Below are 17,065 nucleotides of genomic sequence, written 5' to 3' on the forward strand. Positions count from 1 at the left end.
GATAAGTAACGGAGTTGTGTTTATTCACAGCGCCGTTTTTTGTATAATGATGACCAAGAGGAGATTTTAGAATGTATCAAAAGACGCAGGTAAGTTTAAAAACAATGGTCGATCAAGGAATTGTGCCGGCTTTAGCAATGGCAATTATTGATCCACGAGGGGACCACCAGGCATTTTTTGGTACGACGGATGGCAAAGCTAATCACTCTGTAAACGCTAAACATTTCTTTGATTTAGCATCGCTAACGAAGGTGTTGGGAACTTTACCAGTGGTCTTAAACTTGTTGGGACAGCATGCTTTGTCTTTAAATGATCCGGTAAATAAATATCTACCGATTGTTCAAGATTCGCGATTAACAATTCGGCACTTGTTAACCCATACGTCAGTGATGGATGGTTACATTCCTCATCGTAATCAGTTAACGGCCCCGGAATTGAAGACGGCCCTATTAAGCACCCAAATGAGTGGGGATAATTTAGGTCGCCTCATTCGCTATAGTGATACTAATTATTTATATTTAGGATGGATTGTTGAGAGTATCTTAGGACAACCAATTCAAACCGTTATCGAGCAAAGACTGATCCAACCACTCGAGATTGCGGGATTAACCTTTCATCCTGATTCGCAGTTAGCGGTCCCCACAGCCGATCTAGCAGGGGAACGGTTCCAGGGAATTGTTCATGATCCGAAAGCTCGGATCTTAAAAAATCAGTGTGGGAGTGCGGGCCTTTTTGGGACCTTGGATGGGGTTCAACAATTACTTTCTTTATGGTTAGCTAATAATCTAAAAGAAATAATTGAGCCATCTTTAACTTCAATGATGCAAACTGATCAAACAGCGATGCCTGGTCACCACCTACGGGGATTAGGGTGGAAATTAATGCATGCAACAGCGCCGGACCATCATTTTGTGGTAACCCATACCGGTTTTACTGGTACCTGGGTGATGGTTGATTTCAAACAAAATCAAGCATTAATCGTTTTATCAAATCGGGTCTATCCGAATGGTCAGAATGATCAATTCTTAGATCTGCGGGATCAAGTTATGGCTACTTATTTAGGGGAAAAAGAGGAAAATTAATGTTTTTATTGTTATTAAGTCATTCTTTATGGATCATAATTATCTCAAACACCATCTTGGCGATCTGGACGGTCTTTCGGGATCGGCGCGATATTGCGGTCACTTGGGCTTGGTTAATGGTTTTAACCTTCCTGCCAATCATTGGCTTTATTTTCTATTTATTTGTCGGTCGAAAGTTAAGTAAGGACCAAATCTTTAATATTCGGCACGAACAAAAGGCCGTCATGGACGATTTCAAAGTTCAACAACAAAACCTGATCCGCAGTCGCTCGCTCTTAACCAAGCGGAAAAATCTGGAGCGAGATTTGCTGTTATCGAATTTATTACTAGAAACGGACGAGGCCATCTTAACCCAAGGAAACCAGGTGCAATTGTATACGGATGGTAATGAAAAGTTTGATCAATTAATTCAGGATATTAATCAAGCAACGACCCAGGTTCACATTGAGTACTATACCTTCTCGTCTGATCATTTGGGAAGACGGGTGTTACATGCCCTGGAAGAGGCCGCACGGCGCGGCGTTGAGGTCCGAGTGCTTTATGACTTGGGTGGTTCCCGGGGGACTAATTATCGATTCTTTCAATATCTAGAACGACTGGGTGGGGAAGCCCAAGCTTTTATTTCTTCTTCTAAAGCTCTGTTTTCAAGTCCCCGTTTGAATTATCACCTTCACCGGAAGCTCGTCATTATTGATGGGAATATCGGCTATATTGGGGGCTTTAATATCGGTGACCAATATGTTGGCGAAGATCCGAAGTTCGGTTATTGGCGGGATACGCATCTGCGGGTAACAGGTTCAGCCACGGCCATGATGCAAATTCGCTTTATGATGGATTGGAACACAACTTGTCGGCGGACAAAGAAGACGCGGATTGATATTGATGCCGATTATATGCGGACTCAGTTTGAACGTTTGGCCGAATACGAGAGTCGCTCCCAAGGGGTGCCAATGCAAATTGTTTCTTCGGGTCCTGATAATGAGAACTATGCGATTCGTCGGGGTTATCAAGGAATTATTAGTCAGGCGCGACAGTATGTTTATATTCAAACCCCATATTTGATTCCCGAAGATTCGATTCTGGAATCATTGATTGTGGCGGCTAAGGAAGGGGTAGATGTCCGCATCATGATCCCTTGCATGCCGGATCACCCCTTTGTCTATCGGGCGACCGAATATTTTGCCAAGTATCTGACTGATAATGGGGTCAAAGTCTATAAGTATAATCATGGCTTTTTACATGCGAAGACGATGGTCTCGGGTAACAATATTGCCTCAGTTGGTTCGGCCAATTTAGATTATCGGAGTGCCAAGTTGAATTTTGAAGTGAACGCCTTTACTTATGATCATCAATTAGCGGGGCACTTAAAAGCAATTTTTGAAGCCGATTTAAAGCAGTCGACCCTATTAACCACCGATTATTTCGCTAATCAATCTAGGTGGTTGAAGTTGAAACAATACTTTTGTCGCCTCTTAGCACCAATTTTATAAACAAAATGCCCAGCAACTGAAACTTAGTTGCTGGGCATTTTGTTAGTTATACTGGTGTCGAATTTGATTCATTAGAATTAAGACGATGGTTTCAATTAATACCAAAAGATCAATTAAGACAAAGCTGATTAAATCAGAGGTAAAAATTATGACAATAATAAATAGCCAGGAAATCCAGTTCCACCAACGCTCAAGCTTAATTACTTGCCCCAGGCGCGGGTTGCTATTAGCGACGCTAGGCGATTGACTATGGGCGTTTAAGAAGGTGTACAAGCGAACTTCATACACACTTTCGGCGAGATAAATAATGATAAAGATAGTAATGATAGTAGTATAAGCAGTCATTGATGCTCCTTAAAAAGTTGGTTTAATTTCCAAAGCTTCTTGTTTGGAAAAATCAGCCGTCGGATATTTTTTCCGAAGGGCCTGGAGTAAGATCCGTTTAGCCAGCTGACCATTTCGCGTTAAGATCGGGCCGTGGAAATATGTACAATAAGTTTGTTTGTAAATGGCACCTTCAGTTTGGTCTTCGCCATTATTGCCGTTACCAGAAACCACCTTACCGAGTGGACGTTCACTTTCATCAATAAAGGTTCGTCCATTATGGTTTTCAAAGCCATGGTATATTTCACCAGTAAGTTCGTTTTTAATTTCAATATCTCCAATAAAACGGTGGTTGTCCTGGCTGAGGGTGTAATGATCTAAGACCCCAATACCTTGGATTTTCTCTCCGTTGGCACCGATATAGTAATGACCGAGTAATTGGTAACCACCACAAATCGCTAACATTGGCTTTTCGTCATCGATAAATTTTTCAATGGCGGCTTTTTTGGTTTGGATATCTTGAGAAACAATCATTTGTTCATAATCTTGCCCACCACCGAAGAAGGCAAGGTCGAATTGATCGGGGTCAAAATCATTCTCAATACTAATTACTTGGACGTCTATTTCAGTATCCATTTGTTGTGCATAATATTTTAAGGCGGTGATGTTGCCGACATCCCCATATGTATTTAAAAGATCGCCATACAAATGAGCTAATCTTAAATGATAAGAAGCCATTAATCCATCCCCCCTTGAATATAGTGCTCATCTGCCAACAATTTACGAACCTGTAGGACTGCGGTATAGGTCGCCAGTAAATAAACGTGTTTGGTTGGCATTTGTTTAATTTGATCGATCACCTGGTTTAAATCTGGGCAGGTCCACATTTCGTCAATTCCCGCCATTGTTAAGCGAGTCGAGATATCTTTATAGCGTTCTCCCCCCGTCATAAATTGCGGAATATCGTGGTCAAGGAGTTTTTCAAAGTTTCCATCCCAAATCCAACTGGTGTCAATCCCATCAGCGTAGTTAGCGTTTAATAAGAAACCAAAACTGAAAGGTTCGGGATCCGTTAAGATCATATCTAGAACTTGGTTTAAGCCAACCGGATTCTTCACGAGAATCAAAGTAACTTCTTTATCGTCGATTGGGATCACTTCTTGGCGACCAAAGACTTTTTTGTCTGAAGCAAAAGCATGTTGGATTTGCTCTGCCGGGACTCCTAAAAAGCGTCCTAAGGAGTATGCAGCTAAGGCATTATAAATGTTATAAACGCCCCCAATCCCGATGTGGTATGCATCCCCGTCGATTTCAACTTCGGAACTGGTAGGGGTCAATTGCTTGATGTCAGTCACTTGATAAGTTAATTCCGGACGTTTGAAACCACAGTGCGGACAATAGTAATCACCTAAGTTGGCATAGACGATTTTATGATAGTGCAAAATATGATGACATTTAGGACAAAGCAAGCCATCAGTATTTGCAGGAGCTTGAAGGTCAGCTGAACTATTGTTGGCAAAACCAAAATAAATGATTGGATTTGGCAGCTCTTTAGTATTAAAAATCTGATCATCACCGTTAGCAATAATCGTAGCTTTAGGCGCTAAGGCCACTCCTTTTAGGATTTTGTCATAAGTGGTGTAGATTTCGCCATAACGATCCATTTGATCTCGAAAAAGGTTAGTGAAGACGAAGGCAATCGGCGTAATTTGTCGAGTGATTTGCACAACATAGGCTTCATCAACTTCGATCACGGCTAACCCTTTTTGCTTAGCCTTAGGAGCGGTGATGAAGGTGGTCACAATTCCTTGGGTCATGTTAGAACCAGTTGGGTTGGTCAGGACTTGTTGATACTTTTCTTGAGCTACCCGGACACTTAGTGCAGTGGTTAAGGTTTTCCCATTGGTTCCAGTGACGATCACGACATCGTATTTTTGAGAAAAGGCCTTTAAAATATTGGGATCGATTCGTGTAGTAATTTTCCCCGGTAAGGAGCTGCCACCATGGAAGAAAGAATGTAAAAACCAGTAACTGGATCGACCGGCAATTTCAGCAATTGAAGAACGAATTGACATGATATTTTCCTTTTACTTGAACATATTATCGAACTAATTTTAAGGGATTCGGACTAAAAAGGAAAGCAATCCACCACTTTTCGCGAAATTAACGATTGCGCTATGAAAGTTGATCTTAATCGGCTATAATTAAATCGCTATGCAAATGTTCAAGTAAAGATGGGTGAGGACTAATGGCACAATTATTTTTTAAATATGGGGCAATGAATTCGGGAAAATCAATGGATATTCTCAAAGTGGCTCATAATTATGAAGAACAAGGCAAACCGGTCCTGTTAATGACCAGCGGCGTGGATGACCGGTCCGGTCAAGGGATGATTGCCAGTCGGGTTGGTTTGGAACGCGAAGTAACACCAATTTATGCTGAAACGAACGTGTTTGATTTAATCAAACAAACTGACCAACAGATTTATTGTGTCCTGGTTGATGAAGCGCAATTTTTGAAGCGTGAACACATTGTGCAATTAGCCAAAGTGGTGGATGAGTTAAATATTCCCGTCATGGCTTATGGTTTGAAAAATGATTTTCGGAATGAATTGTTTGAAGGTTCCAAGTACCTCTTGATTTATGCCGATAAAATTGAAGAAATCAAAACCATTTGTTGGTTCTGTTCTCACAAAGCTTTAATGAACTTACGGATTAATAATGGTAAACCAGTCTATGAAGGTGAGCAGATTCAAATTGGAGGCAATGAAAGCTACTATCCAGTTTGTCGGAAACACTACTTTCATCCGGACTTACCATGTGAAACGGAGGAAAAAGATTAATGGAAATTTCTGAAGTCTTTGATAAATTACAAGCGGTCGTCGATCGTTATGAAGAATTGAATGAATTGATTAGTGATCCGGAAGTCATTGCGGATACCCAACGGTTCATGAAATTATCCAAAGAAGAAGGAAGTTTGCGCGAAACGGTTGAAAAGTACAATCGCTATAAAGAAGTTACGCAAACCATTGATGATGACGAAGAATTATTACGGGAAACGAATGACCCTGAGTTGTTGGAGTTAACCAAGGAAGAATTATCCGACGCTAAACTGGAACAAAGTCAATTACAAGATGAACTCGAAGTATTATTAATTCCGAAAGACCCCAATGACGATAAAAACATCATCATGGAAATCCGGGGAGCTGCCGGTGGGAATGAAGCCAGTCTCTTTGCTGGGGACCTTTATAACATGTACGTTCGGTATGCGGAAAATCAAGGTTGGCAAGTCGAAGTAGTTGATCAAACGGCTACTGAAGTGGGCGGTTTTAAAGAAATCGTCTTGATGATTACGGGCGATAATGTATATTCCAAGCTAAAATTCGAAAATGGGGCACACCGGGTCCAACGGGTGCCAGTAACCGAATCAGCCGGCCGGGTCCACACGTCAACTGCGACCGTCGGAGTGATGCCAGAAGCTGAAGACGTGGAAATTGATTTAGACGATAAGGATATCCGGGTTGATGTCTATCGTTCATCTGGGGCCGGTGGTCAACACATTAACAAGACTTCTTCCGCCGTCCGTATGACCCACTTACCAACGGGAATTGTGGTGGCAATGCAAGATGAACGGTCACAACAACAAAACCGGGCCAAGGCCATGCGGATTTTAAAGTCCCGGGTCTATGATTATTATCAACAACAAGAACAAAGTGAATATGACGCTAACCGGAAAAAAGCTATTGGGACAGGGGACCGGTCAGAACGGATCCGGACCTACAACTTCCCGCAAAACCGGGTAACTGACCATCGGATTGGTCTAACCTTAAATAAATTGGACAAAGTGTTAGCAGGCGATTTAGACGAAATTATCGAAGCTTTAATCATTGCGGACCAAACTGAGAAGTTAGAGCAATTACGTAATGAGTAAGTGGACCTATTTTGAAGCCCAGCAGTGGGCGATTAATCAATTGGCGGATACAGGGATGGATCTACAATCACCTGCTTTTATTCTCTCGATGATTCATGATTGGACTTACACCCAATTAATTAGTCATAATCGAGAAATGATGCCGGATGATGAGGTGGTACGCTATCAAAAGGCGGTTCAACAGATCGCTAATCATGTGCCACCACAATATGTTGTTGGGAAGGCCCCTTTTTTTGGTCGCACCTTCATTGTTAATCAGGATGTGTTAATTCCTGAGAGCGAGACGGAAGAACTAATTGAGTGGGTGCTTAATTATTATGCGGATGATCAGCCATTAAATGTCCTGGATTTAGGGACTGGAAGTGGAGTGATCGGGATTACCTTAGCTTTGGAACGGCCTAACTGGCAAGTAACTTTAAGCGACATTTCACCAGCTGCACTTCGGGTAGCCAAGGCTAACCAGCGATTACATGAAACCAATTTGCGTCAAATCGAAAGTGACCTCTTTGCGCAAATTGATGATCAATTCGATTTAATTGTGACTAATCCCCCATATATTGATCATCAAGAAGTTGGCCTGATGGACCAAGCGGTTAAAGAATATGTACCACCCTTAGCTTTATATGCGGATGAGCATGGATTGGGGATTTATCGGCGGATTTTTGAAGAAGCTGGAAAGCATCTAAAAGTAGGTGGCCAAATTTTTGGTGAAACGGGATTTAATCAAGAAGTGACTATTCAAGCTTTATTAAATCGGATTGCGCCTCAAGCGAATATTGAAACTCGGCACGATATTAATGGTAATATGCGGATGATTAGAGTTTGGGACTTATTAGAAAGTCAGGCAAAGTAAATGGAAACTAAAATTTTTCAGCCTCAGCAAATCGCAGAAGCGGCCCACTTGATTCAGCAAGGGCAATTGGTCGCTTTTCCGACCGAAACGGTTTATGGTTTAGGGGCGGATGCAACTAATCCCCAAGCCGTTCGCCAAGTCTATCAAGCCAAGGGGCGACCAAGTGATAATCCTTTGATTGTTCACGTCAGTTCGCCAGCTATGGTGGGTCAATATGCTGCGGATATTCCCGTTAAAGCGCAAAAGTTGATGAATCATTTTTGGCCGGGTTCGTTAACGATTATTTTGCCAATCAAACCCAACGTACTTGATCCAGTGGTCACGGGTGGTTTACAAACCGTAGCTTTTCGTTTGCCGGATAATCAAGTAATCCTTGATCTTATTAATCAAGCAGGGGTACCGATTGTCGGACCGTCAGCTAATACTTCCGGGAAACCTAGTCCCACTACGGCACAGCATGTTTATCATGATTTAAAGGGCAAAATTGCGGGGATCGTGGATGATGGGCCCACCCAAGTTGGCCTCGAATCAACGGTGATTGATTTATCAACGGATGAACCTGCTATTTTACGGCCAGGGGTGGTGACCGAAGACGAAATTGAGCAGGTGATCGGTCCGTTACGGGTTGATCATCATCAAGTTAAGGCGAATGAAACGCCGAAAGCGCCTGGAATGAAGTATAAGCACTATGCCCCCAATGCACAGGTACTAATGGTGGCGGATGAAGATTGGGAGCTTGTAAAGGATCGGCTAACTGATTCCACCGTGGGGGTCTTGGTAACGGATGATCATTTAAAGCAATTAGCTTTAGCTGATCAAATTCCGACATACTCCTTAGGTCAAGATGTGGCTTCGGCCGCTCAGCGTTTGTTTGCCGGTTTACGCTGGTTTGATGATCAACCAACCATTAAAACGATTTATGCGCAAACTTTTGCTAAGCAAGGAGTTGGCGAAGCTTATATGAATCGCTTGAATAAATCAGCCGGGGGACAATATTTTACGGGTAAAACAAATAAGTCGGTTTAAGATTCTAGTAATAATAATGAAGGGAAAACATAACCATGGCAAAATTTGAAGTGATGGATCATCCATTAATTCAACATAAATTAACAATGATTCGGGATAAAAACGTGGGGACGAAAGTCTTTCGGGAAACGGTTCGGGAAATTTCGACCTTGATGACTTATGAAGTATCGCGGACTATGCCCTTAAAAGATGTGGAGGTTGAAACTCCGATTTGTAAAACAACCAAAAAATCTTTAGCGGGGAAAAAGGTTGCCATTATTCCGATTTTACGGGCTGGTTTAGGAATGGTTGACGGTATTACGGAAATGATACCAGCTGCTAAGATTGGGTTTATTGGCATGTATCGTGATGAAACTACATTGAAGCCCCATGAATATTTCGTGAAATTGCCTGAAGATATTGCCGAACGGCAGTTATTTATTGTGGACCCTATGTTGGCTACAGGGGGATCGGCCGTAATGGCAATCGACGCCTTGAAGAAACGGGGGGCGAAAGAAACGGCGATGAAATTCGTTAGTTTAGTGGCAGCTCCTGAAGGGGTTAAGGCGATTCAAGAAGCCTTTCCTGATGTAGACATCTTTACCGCGGCTCTTGATGATCATCTGAACGAAGATGGTTACATTGTGCCAGGCTTAGGGGATGCCGGCGATCGATTATTTGGAACTAAATAATAATTTTGAACCTCGAAGGTTACTAACTACCTCCGGGGTTTTCGTGTAATTAGTGATTGGGTACAGGAAGAAAATTAATGATAACGATCAAAGACATTGCAAAACGCGCCGGAGTTTCGGTGTCGACGGCTTCGCGAGCCTTGAACCATAATTCTCGAATCAGTCAAAAAACCATTGATCGGGTGGAAAAAATTGCTAACGAGTTAGGCTATCAGCCTAATCAAAGTGCGAAAACATTGTCGAGTGGAGAATCAACGGCGGTTGGGGTAATTTTTCCAGTAACGGAAAAAGATGCGCCAGCCAATCCCTTTCATTTGGATCTGATTCGCGGGATGAATACTGAACTCCAAACGATGGGGCGTGTTTTATCGGTGGCAATCTGTCAGACCAGCGAAGCGCTCCTGACCAATGTTAAACAGATGGTGGAACAGGCAAAGATTCACCATTTTTTGGTACTGTATTCCTATCAAGATGATCCGGTCACCCAATACTTACGCGAGAGTGGCCAAAATTTTGTGGTGGTGGGAACGCCAGATAATCCCAAGGATCGATTTGTCGATAATAACAACCTATTAGCAGGGAAAAAGGCAACCATTTTTTTGTTGGAGCAGTATCAGGTGCACCATCCCTTGTTCATTCGTTCGACTGGCCATTGGAACTATGAAAAAAATCGGGAAGAAGGCTATCGGTCAACATTACCGGAGGCCGATCAATTAGTTCTGCAAATTAGTGAACAGACAACTAATCAGCAGTTACGACAATTTGTTGAGGATCATCCAGAGATTGATGGGATTGTCGCAGCCGATGATATTGAATTATTGATCTTTTATCATAACCTTGGTTTTCTTTCAGAAATTTATCAAGTCCCAACCGTTTGTTTTAATTCTAGTCGCTTAATTGATATGGCGGGGCTCAAGGTTGATAAGGTTGATATGCAACCTAAATTAATCGGGCAACAAGCAGTGAAATTATTATTTAAGCCGCAACAACATCAAAAGTTGATTGGTTTTGATATTCAGTAAAACTATTCGGCATTATGTAAGAATGCTTGATGGTTTTGAATGTAATTGTAGACCCAGAAGATAGTGGGCTGAAGAGGGGATCCCTGTTCAGTCTTTTTTTATGCAATCGATAACATAAAATTTGCGCAAACGCTTGCAAAAACTGTGACGGTTTGTTATATTAAAGTACGTAAAGCGCTTACAAAGATCAGCGATATCTAAGGAGATACATTTATGGATAATAAATTAACAACTTCTGGGTTGCCGATGTTATCACGCAGTATGATCTGGATGATTAACTTCGGTTTCCTAGGGGTGCAAACCGCATTTACCTTACAAAGTTCCCAAATGTCACGGATTTTCCAAACCTTGGGAGCGGATCCCAACAATTTGGGATGGTTCTTCATTTTGCCACCATTAGCCGGAATCATTGTGCAACCAATTGTTGGTTACTATTCTGACCGGACCTGGGCACCTAAATTGGGTGGGCGTCGGTTACCTTACTTAATTCTGGGGACGATTGTGGCCGTAATTGTCATGATCCTGCTGCCAAATTCGGGTAGTTTTGGCTTTGGTTATGGTTCACTTGCCGCCCTTTGGTTTGGTGCCGTAACCGTTGCCTTCTTGGATCTGTCCTCAAACGTTGCGATGCAACCATTTAAGATGATGGTTGGGGACATGGTGAATGATAAGCAAAAGAGTTATGCTTATGGGATTCAAAGTTTCTTATCTAATACAGGGGCTGTTTTAGCCGCCATCTTCCCATTCTTGCTAACCTGGTTTGGAGTGGCCAATACAGCTAAAAAGGGTGTTGTACCGCAATCAGTGGTAATTGCCTTTTACGTGGGGGCAGCCTTATTAGTGGTTACCAGTCTCTTTACGATTTTACGAGTTAAGGAATATGATCCAGCTACTTATGCGAAGTATCATGGGATTTCGGAAACTGACAACTCTGAAGGTGGTAACTGGTTAACCCTGTTAAAGCAGGCACCAAAAGCCTTCTGGACGGTTACTTTAGTTCAATTCTTCTGTTGGTTTGCCTTCCAATACCTATGGACATATTCAGCCGGGGCAATTGCCCAAAACGTTTGGCACACAACCAATGCCACGTCAGCAGCTTACCAAGCTGCTGGGAACTGGTACGGGGTATTAGCCGCCGTACAATCTATCGCTGCCGTTGTTTGGTCATATGTTTTGGCTAAAGTGCCTAACCAATACCACAAGGTTGGTTACGCCGGTAGTTTATTATTAGGAGCGGTTGGATTCCTGTCTGTCTTCTTCATTCATAACCAATATGCTTTAATCGTTTCCTATGCCCTTGTCGGAATTGCATGGGCTGGGATGAACACTTACCCATTAACGATCGTTACCAACGCCTTATCAGGAAAGCACATGGGAACTTACTTAGGTCTCTTCAACGGATCAATTTGTCTTCCACAGATCGTGGCCTCTGTCTTTAGTTTTGCCCTATTCCCAATGTTAGGTGGTTCACAAGTTAACATGTTCTTGCTAGCCGGGATTGTGATGGTTATTGGGGCCTTATCAGTGGCAACGATTAAAGAAACACACCAAGCATAAGTTAAAGGAGAATATTTCATATGAAGCGAACTTTTGAAGTGGCTCCCTGGCACGTTACGACAACACAATGGGATCCCGAAAATAAGCGATTACAAGAATCAATGACCAGCCTAGGAAATGAAAATCTGGGAATGCGTGGCTTTTATGAAGAAGGCTATTCTGGCGATACCCTGGAAGGACTTTATCTAGGTGGTGTCTGGTATCCAGACAAAACCCGGGTTGGTTGGTGGAAGAACGGTTATCCAAAGTATTTTGGGAAGGTCATTAACGCCGTTAATTTCATTAAATTGCCGATTAAAGTCAATGGTGAACAACTAGATCTAGCCAAGCAAACGCCAAGTGACTTCAAGCTTGATTTAGATATGCAAGCAGCAAAACTCACGCGTTCTTTTACGGCTGAAGTTGGTGGTACCCAAGTTGAATTTAACTTTGAACGGTTTATTAGTGCCGCTACCAAGGAATTAGTTGGCCAACGACTAACGGTTAAAAATCTTGGAGATCAAGCAGCAGAAGTTGAAGTATCTAGCTTGATTGATGCAGACGTGCGCAACGAAGATGCCAACTACGATGAACAATTCTGGAATGTTTTAAATACTGCCACAGAAGACAACCACGCTTTAATGACGGCGATTACCAAAGAAAATAACTTTGGGACGGAACGCTTCACAGTTGGTTTTGAAAGTTCGGTCAAGACATCGATGGATCAAGTCGACACGGTCAAGACAGAACAACAAGTTGGTTTAGTTTACCGGCAAAACTTGTCTGCTGGGGCTGAATTAACCTTTGAAAAACGATCTGTCTTCGTTTCATCACGTGATTTTGCGGATGAAGAAGCGATCGTGGATCGGTTACATGGCCTAACTAGTGAATTAGATCAGGCTAACTTTGATGATCTTTTAGCGGCCCACACAGATGAATGGGCGGATCGTTGGACCAAGTCCGATGTTAAGATTGCTGGTGACGATGAAGCGCAACAAGGAATTCGTTTCAATCTCTTCCAATTATTCTCGACCTACTATGGGAATGATTCTCGGTTGAATATCGGGCCCAAAGGGTTTACTGGTGAAAAATACGGTGGGGCAACCTACTGGGATACCGAAGCCTTTGCCATTCCGGTTTACTTGGGAGTTGCTGATCCAGCCGTGACGCGGAACCTCTTAATGTATCGTTACAACCAATTAGATGGTGCCTTCGTTAATGCCCAAGAACAAGGCTTGAAGGGCGCCTTATACCCAATGGTGACCTTCAACGGGATTGAATGTCATAATGAATGGGAAATTACTTTTGAAGAAATTCACCGGAATGGGGACATTGCTTTTGCTATCTATAACTATACTCGTTACACGGGCGACAAGTCTTATGTGCTCCATGAAGGTAGTAAGGTCTTAACGGAAATCTCTCGTTTCTGGGCGGACCGGGTACATTACTCCCAACGGGCTGGTAAATATATGTTAGCCGGGGTGACCGGACCTGATGAATACCAAAACAATGTTGATAATAACTGGTATACCAATTTGCTTGCTCAATGGACCCTTAAGTACACTTTGGAAGTCTTAACAGAAGTTGATCCTGAAGTTGCTCAAGATTTACAAGTTTCTGATGAAGAAAAGGCCCACTGGCAAGAAATTGTTGATCAAATGTATCTGCCAGAAGATCATGAATTAGGAATCTTTGTAGAAAACGATGGTTTCTTAAATAAGGACTTAAAGCCAGTTAGTGAATTAGCTGACAGTGACCTACCATTAAACCAAAACTGGTCATGGGATAAAATCTTACGTTCGCCATACATCAAGCAAGGGGATGTTCTGCAAGGAATCTGGGACTTTATTGATGACTTTACGCCTGAACAAAAGGCCAAGAACTTTGATTTCTATGAACCATTGACGGTTCATGAATCAAGCTTATCAGCTTCAATTCACTCCATTCTTGCGGCCGACTTGCATAAAGAAGATCAAGCGGTTGAAATGTATGAGCGGACTTCGCGCTTGGATCTTGACAATTACAATAACGATACGGTAGATGGACTGCACATTACCTCGATGACTGGATCGTGGTTAGCAATTGTCCAAGGTTTTGCGGGAATGCGGATTCGCAACGATCAACTGCATTATGCACCATTCTTGCCAAAGAAGTGGGATTCATACCAATTCCGGCAACAATTCCGGGGCCGGGTCATTGAAGTGACGGTGGATGCTAACGGAACGAAACTTGAATTGATCTCTGGTGAACCATTAACAGTTGATCTAGATGGTCAAACGGTTGATTTAAAATAAGAGGAGTCAAAATGAATTTTGAACAAATCAAGGGCTTTGCTTTTGACCTAGATGGGGTGATTGCTGATACTGCCCGCTTTCATGGTCAAGCTTGGCACCAATTAGCCGATCAAGTGGGGACTCCTTGGACTCAAGAACTGGCTGATGGCTTAAAAGGTGTCGGTCGGATGGATTCATTGGAAATGATTCTTAAGGCTGGCGGTCATGAAAATGATTACTCGTTAGCCGAAAAAGAAGCACTGGCCAAAGCCAAAAATGATAATTACTTACGCTTGGTGGAAACACTTACTCCCGAAGATATCCTTCCAGGGATGAAAGATTTCTTAGATGAATTAAAAGCGGCTGATTATCAATTGATTTTAGCTTCGGCTTCTAAGAACGCTCCAAAGGTGTTGAAGTATTTGGAACTAAGTGATTACTTTGTGGATATTGTTGATCCAGCTCAGTTAGCACATAGTAAACCAGCTCCTGATATCTACATCCAAGCTGCTAAACAACTTGGCCTCAGTCCAGACGAAGTAGCTGGTGTTGAAGATGCACAAGCCGGCGTGGATGCGATTAACGCGGCGGATGAATTGTCAATCGGGATCGGGACGAACTTAACGAATGCGGTCGTTCGCTTCGATCAAACTAGTGATGTCTCTTTAGCGGCCTTAAAGGCTAAATTACAATAAGAATTAATAGCGGTTTCAACGGTCCGGTAACTTTTAGTTGCCGGATCGTTTTTTAAAATTTTGATAAGTTGGTTCGATTAGATAATTCTTGCGGTACAATCAATAGGGAATTTTTTAGAGGAGTAAGCCCATGATTTTATCTTGGATAAAGGCGCATCGCCTGATGTTAATCGTGATGATTGTCATCGGGATAGGTGCGATGTTTTTTGTCACGCATAACCAAACTTTATATCGAACCCCCATTGCCAAAGTAATCGCCGTTAAGAACGGTCATCCGCAAAAGCAAACTGACCAATTCGAAAATGAGGATAGTGAAACCAACCAAACTTTAACCGTTCGCATGCTGAATGGTCGTTATCGCGGTCAGACCCTAACCGTAAAAAATCAATTTACTAAATCAGGGGCTATGGATCAACGTTACCGAGTGGGCGACCAAATTTTTCTAACCCAGCTTAGTAAACAACATGGTCAATTATCAACCTATATTAAAGGTTACAAGCGGGACGTCGTATTAGTTTTTCTCACTTGGCTGGTAATTGCTCTGCTGTTGTTGATGATGACTACCAGTGGCTCCTTAGCCCTATTAAGTGTCGCTTTGAATGTTGTACTCTTTATTATTGCCATAAAGTTAAACGAGTTCACTAAGGGTGACAATGCCTTGTTAATTTTCTCCGTGCTCGCGGTTTTATTTTGCTTTTTAAGCCTGCTCCTAGTTTTAGGCCCCAATAAGAAGATGCTCGCCACCTTTTTTGCGACTGTGATTGCCACCAGTGTTTCCATGCTGATTAGCTTATTAGTGATGGCAATGACACATGATCGAGGAATTTATTTTGAGTCGATGGAATACGTTACCCAAGTACCACGCTCGATTTTTATTGCCGAAACGCTTTTAGGGTCCTTAGGGGCGGTGATGGATGAATCTTCTGATATTATCGCCACTCTCTTTGAATTGAAAGAAATTGATCCAGAGGTGACGGCCGGACAACTTTTTATCTCTGGACGCAATATTGGTAAAACCATTATGGGTCCCTTAATTAACGTCTTGTTCCTAATTTTTATGGCGGATACTTTTACCTCAGCGTTACTATATATCAAAAATGGCAATAACTGGGGATATACCTTTGCAATGAATATGAGTCTCGGGACGGTTCAAAGTTTAGTTAGTGGAATCGGAATCGTCTTGGCAATTCCGTTAGTAAGTGCCTTTGCGGCATTGTTGTTAGGAAAGCGGGGGAAAAAATGTCAACAATTACAGCCTTAGGGTTAGTATTAATTATTTTGATGGTGCTAATCGGTGGTAAGCAGGGTTGGATAGCCTTTTGGTCCTTGATCCTTAATTTTGGCTTTTTGTTCGGGGCGATTGTTTTGATTGCCTTTCACGTTCCGCCACTATTAGTTACTTTAACCACCGGGATCATAATCTTAGCCATCACCATTTTTATGGGAGAAGATGATTTACAAACAACCGTGGCGGCTTTTTATGCTTCTGTGGTTGTCATGATCTTATTATTAATCTTGATTATTGTGGTTGAATATTGGGCCCAGGCGCAAGGCTTTGGAATTGAAGATAGTGATGATTTAGAAGGAATGTCATTATTAATTGGTACGAGTTTTTTAAGTGTTGCCATCACAACCGCCGTGTTAAGCACCCTTGGTGCGATTGCTGAAGCTGCCATGGCCATTACGGCCGGATTAGCCGAAATCTTGAATCGTCATCCCAAAACCCCCGATCAACAATTAGTTAAAAGTGGGATGCAGATTGGTCACCAAATCATTGGGACAACCCTTAATACCTTGTTCTTTGGTTTTTTTGGCGGCTTATTAGCACTTTTCGTATGGTTTGCCGGTTTAGATTATTCGTTGGGAACAATTATGAATAATAAGATTTTTGTTCTGGAAATGATTGCGGTTTTAATTTCGTTTTTAGCGGTGATTCTCACGGTGCCGGTGGCAACCTGGACGATGGTGTGGCGTCATCGTCACCATTCGGTCAGCAAAAAAGAAGTCTGAAAATATATTTGGTCGTAATCGGCTTTATTTTCGCAAAAAATGCGACAAATTCTTAAAATAGTTTTAATAATTTCACATAAAATAAACCGTTTTCATTAAGTAAATCCCTTTATAGCAAGGGATAAGGCTTTTGGAATAACTTTGAAATTTCGT

Annotated in this window: 16 protein-coding genes; 13 read left to right on the forward strand and 3 right to left on the reverse strand. The window is 42.2% G+C overall.

The window, feature by feature from the left end:
* Positions 1-71: 71 nt before the first annotated feature.
* Together FC60_RS00795 and cls are read left to right on the forward strand one after the other, a co-directional pair.
* A complete protein-coding gene (locus FC60_RS00795; protein WP_056936621.1) occupies positions 72-1,082 on the forward strand; it encodes a serine hydrolase domain-containing protein in 1,011 nt (336 codons plus the stop codon).
* The gene (gene cls / locus FC60_RS00800; protein ID WP_056936622.1) at positions 1,082-2,572 is read left to right on the forward strand and encodes a cardiolipin synthase; all 1,491 of its coding nucleotides are present in this window, start codon (positions 1,082-1,084) and stop codon (positions 2,570-2,572) included. The genes FC60_RS00795 and cls overlap by 1 nt, the downstream gene beginning before the upstream one ends.
* Before the next feature lie 42 nt (positions 2,573-2,614).
* On the opposite strand, the gene FC60_RS00805 is transcribed toward cls, so the two are convergent.
* Genes FC60_RS00805 through FC60_RS00815 form a run of 3 tightly spaced genes read right to left on the reverse strand, consistent with a single transcriptional unit; the run spans position 2,615 to position 4,971 of the window.
* Positions 2,615-2,917 carry a hypothetical protein gene (locus tag FC60_RS00805; protein WP_056936623.1) on the reverse strand — a complete coding sequence of 101 codons (303 nt, stop codon included), beginning with the start codon at positions 2,915-2,917 and terminating at the stop codon, positions 2,615-2,617.
* Positions 2,918-2,926: 9 nt separating this feature from the next.
* Positions 2,927-3,634 (reverse strand): type 1 glutamine amidotransferase, encoded by a 708-nt coding sequence (locus FC60_RS00810; RefSeq protein WP_056936624.1) that lies wholly within the window; start codon positions 3,632-3,634, stop codon positions 2,927-2,929.
* A complete protein-coding gene (locus FC60_RS00815) occupies positions 3,634-4,971 on the reverse strand; it encodes a Mur ligase family protein (RefSeq protein ID WP_056936625.1) in 1,338 nt (445 codons plus the stop codon). The genes FC60_RS00810 and FC60_RS00815 overlap by 1 nt, the downstream gene beginning before the upstream one ends.
* A 173-nt stretch (positions 4,972-5,144) precedes the next feature.
* Here FC60_RS00815 and FC60_RS00820 point away from each other — a divergent pair, with 173 nt between their 5' ends.
* From FC60_RS00820 to FC60_RS00870, 11 genes are all read left to right on the forward strand, one after another.
* A complete protein-coding gene (locus tag FC60_RS00820) occupies positions 5,145-5,738 on the forward strand; it encodes a thymidine kinase (RefSeq protein WP_056936626.1) in 594 nt (197 codons plus the stop codon).
* The gene (gene prfA / locus FC60_RS00825) at positions 5,738-6,826 is read left to right on the forward strand and encodes a peptide chain release factor 1 (RefSeq protein WP_056936627.1); all 1,089 of its coding nucleotides are present in this window, start codon (positions 5,738-5,740) and stop codon (positions 6,824-6,826) included. Before FC60_RS00820 ends, prfA begins: the two co-directional genes overlap by 1 nt.
* On the forward strand, positions 6,819-7,679 hold the full coding sequence (gene prmC / locus FC60_RS00830; RefSeq protein WP_056936628.1) for a peptide chain release factor N(5)-glutamine methyltransferase: 861 nt from the start codon (positions 6,819-6,821) through the stop codon (positions 7,677-7,679). The genes prfA and prmC overlap by 8 nt, the downstream gene beginning before the upstream one ends.
* Positions 7,680-8,705: an L-threonylcarbamoyladenylate synthase gene (locus FC60_RS00835; protein ID WP_056936629.1), complete on the forward strand. Its 1,026-nt coding sequence runs from the start codon at positions 7,680-7,682 to the stop codon at positions 8,703-8,705. It begins immediately after the preceding gene.
* A gap of 35 nt (positions 8,706-8,740) precedes the next feature.
* Complete coding sequence (upp, locus tag FC60_RS00840; protein WP_056936630.1) at positions 8,741-9,376, forward strand: uracil phosphoribosyltransferase; 636 nt, start codon at positions 8,741-8,743, stop codon at positions 9,374-9,376.
* 77 nt (positions 9,377-9,453) lie between these two features.
* Positions 9,454-10,398, forward strand: a complete 945-nt coding sequence (locus tag FC60_RS00845) for a LacI family DNA-binding transcriptional regulator (RefSeq protein WP_056936631.1) — start codon at positions 9,454-9,456, stop codon at positions 10,396-10,398.
* Positions 10,399-10,611: 213 nt separating this feature from the next.
* Positions 10,612-11,955 carry an SLC45 family MFS transporter gene (locus FC60_RS00850; RefSeq protein ID WP_056936632.1) on the forward strand — a complete coding sequence of 448 codons (1,344 nt, stop codon included), beginning with the start codon at positions 10,612-10,614 and terminating at the stop codon, positions 11,953-11,955.
* Between the two features lie 20 nt (positions 11,956-11,975).
* Positions 11,976-14,228, forward strand: a complete 2,253-nt coding sequence (locus FC60_RS00855; protein ID WP_056936633.1) for a glycoside hydrolase family 65 protein — start codon at positions 11,976-11,978, stop codon at positions 14,226-14,228.
* Between the two features lie 11 nt (positions 14,229-14,239).
* Positions 14,240-14,902, forward strand: coding sequence for a beta-phosphoglucomutase (gene pgmB / locus FC60_RS00860; protein ID WP_056936634.1), 663 nt, complete (start codon positions 14,240-14,242; stop codon positions 14,900-14,902).
* Positions 14,903-15,032: 130 nt separating this feature from the next.
* On the forward strand, positions 15,033-16,163 hold the full coding sequence (locus FC60_RS00865; protein WP_056936635.1) for a YibE/F family protein: 1,131 nt from the start codon (positions 15,033-15,035) through the stop codon (positions 16,161-16,163).
* Positions 16,142-16,912, forward strand: a complete 771-nt coding sequence (locus FC60_RS00870; protein ID WP_056936636.1) for a YibE/F family protein — start codon at positions 16,142-16,144, stop codon at positions 16,910-16,912. Before FC60_RS00865 ends, FC60_RS00870 begins: the two co-directional genes overlap by 22 nt.
* Positions 16,913-17,065 lie beyond the last annotated feature (153 nt).

The sequence above is a fragment of the Limosilactobacillus gastricus DSM 16045 genome (assembly GCF_001434365.1).
GTDB lineage: Bacteria > Bacillota > Bacilli > Lactobacillales > Lactobacillaceae > Limosilactobacillus > Limosilactobacillus gastricus.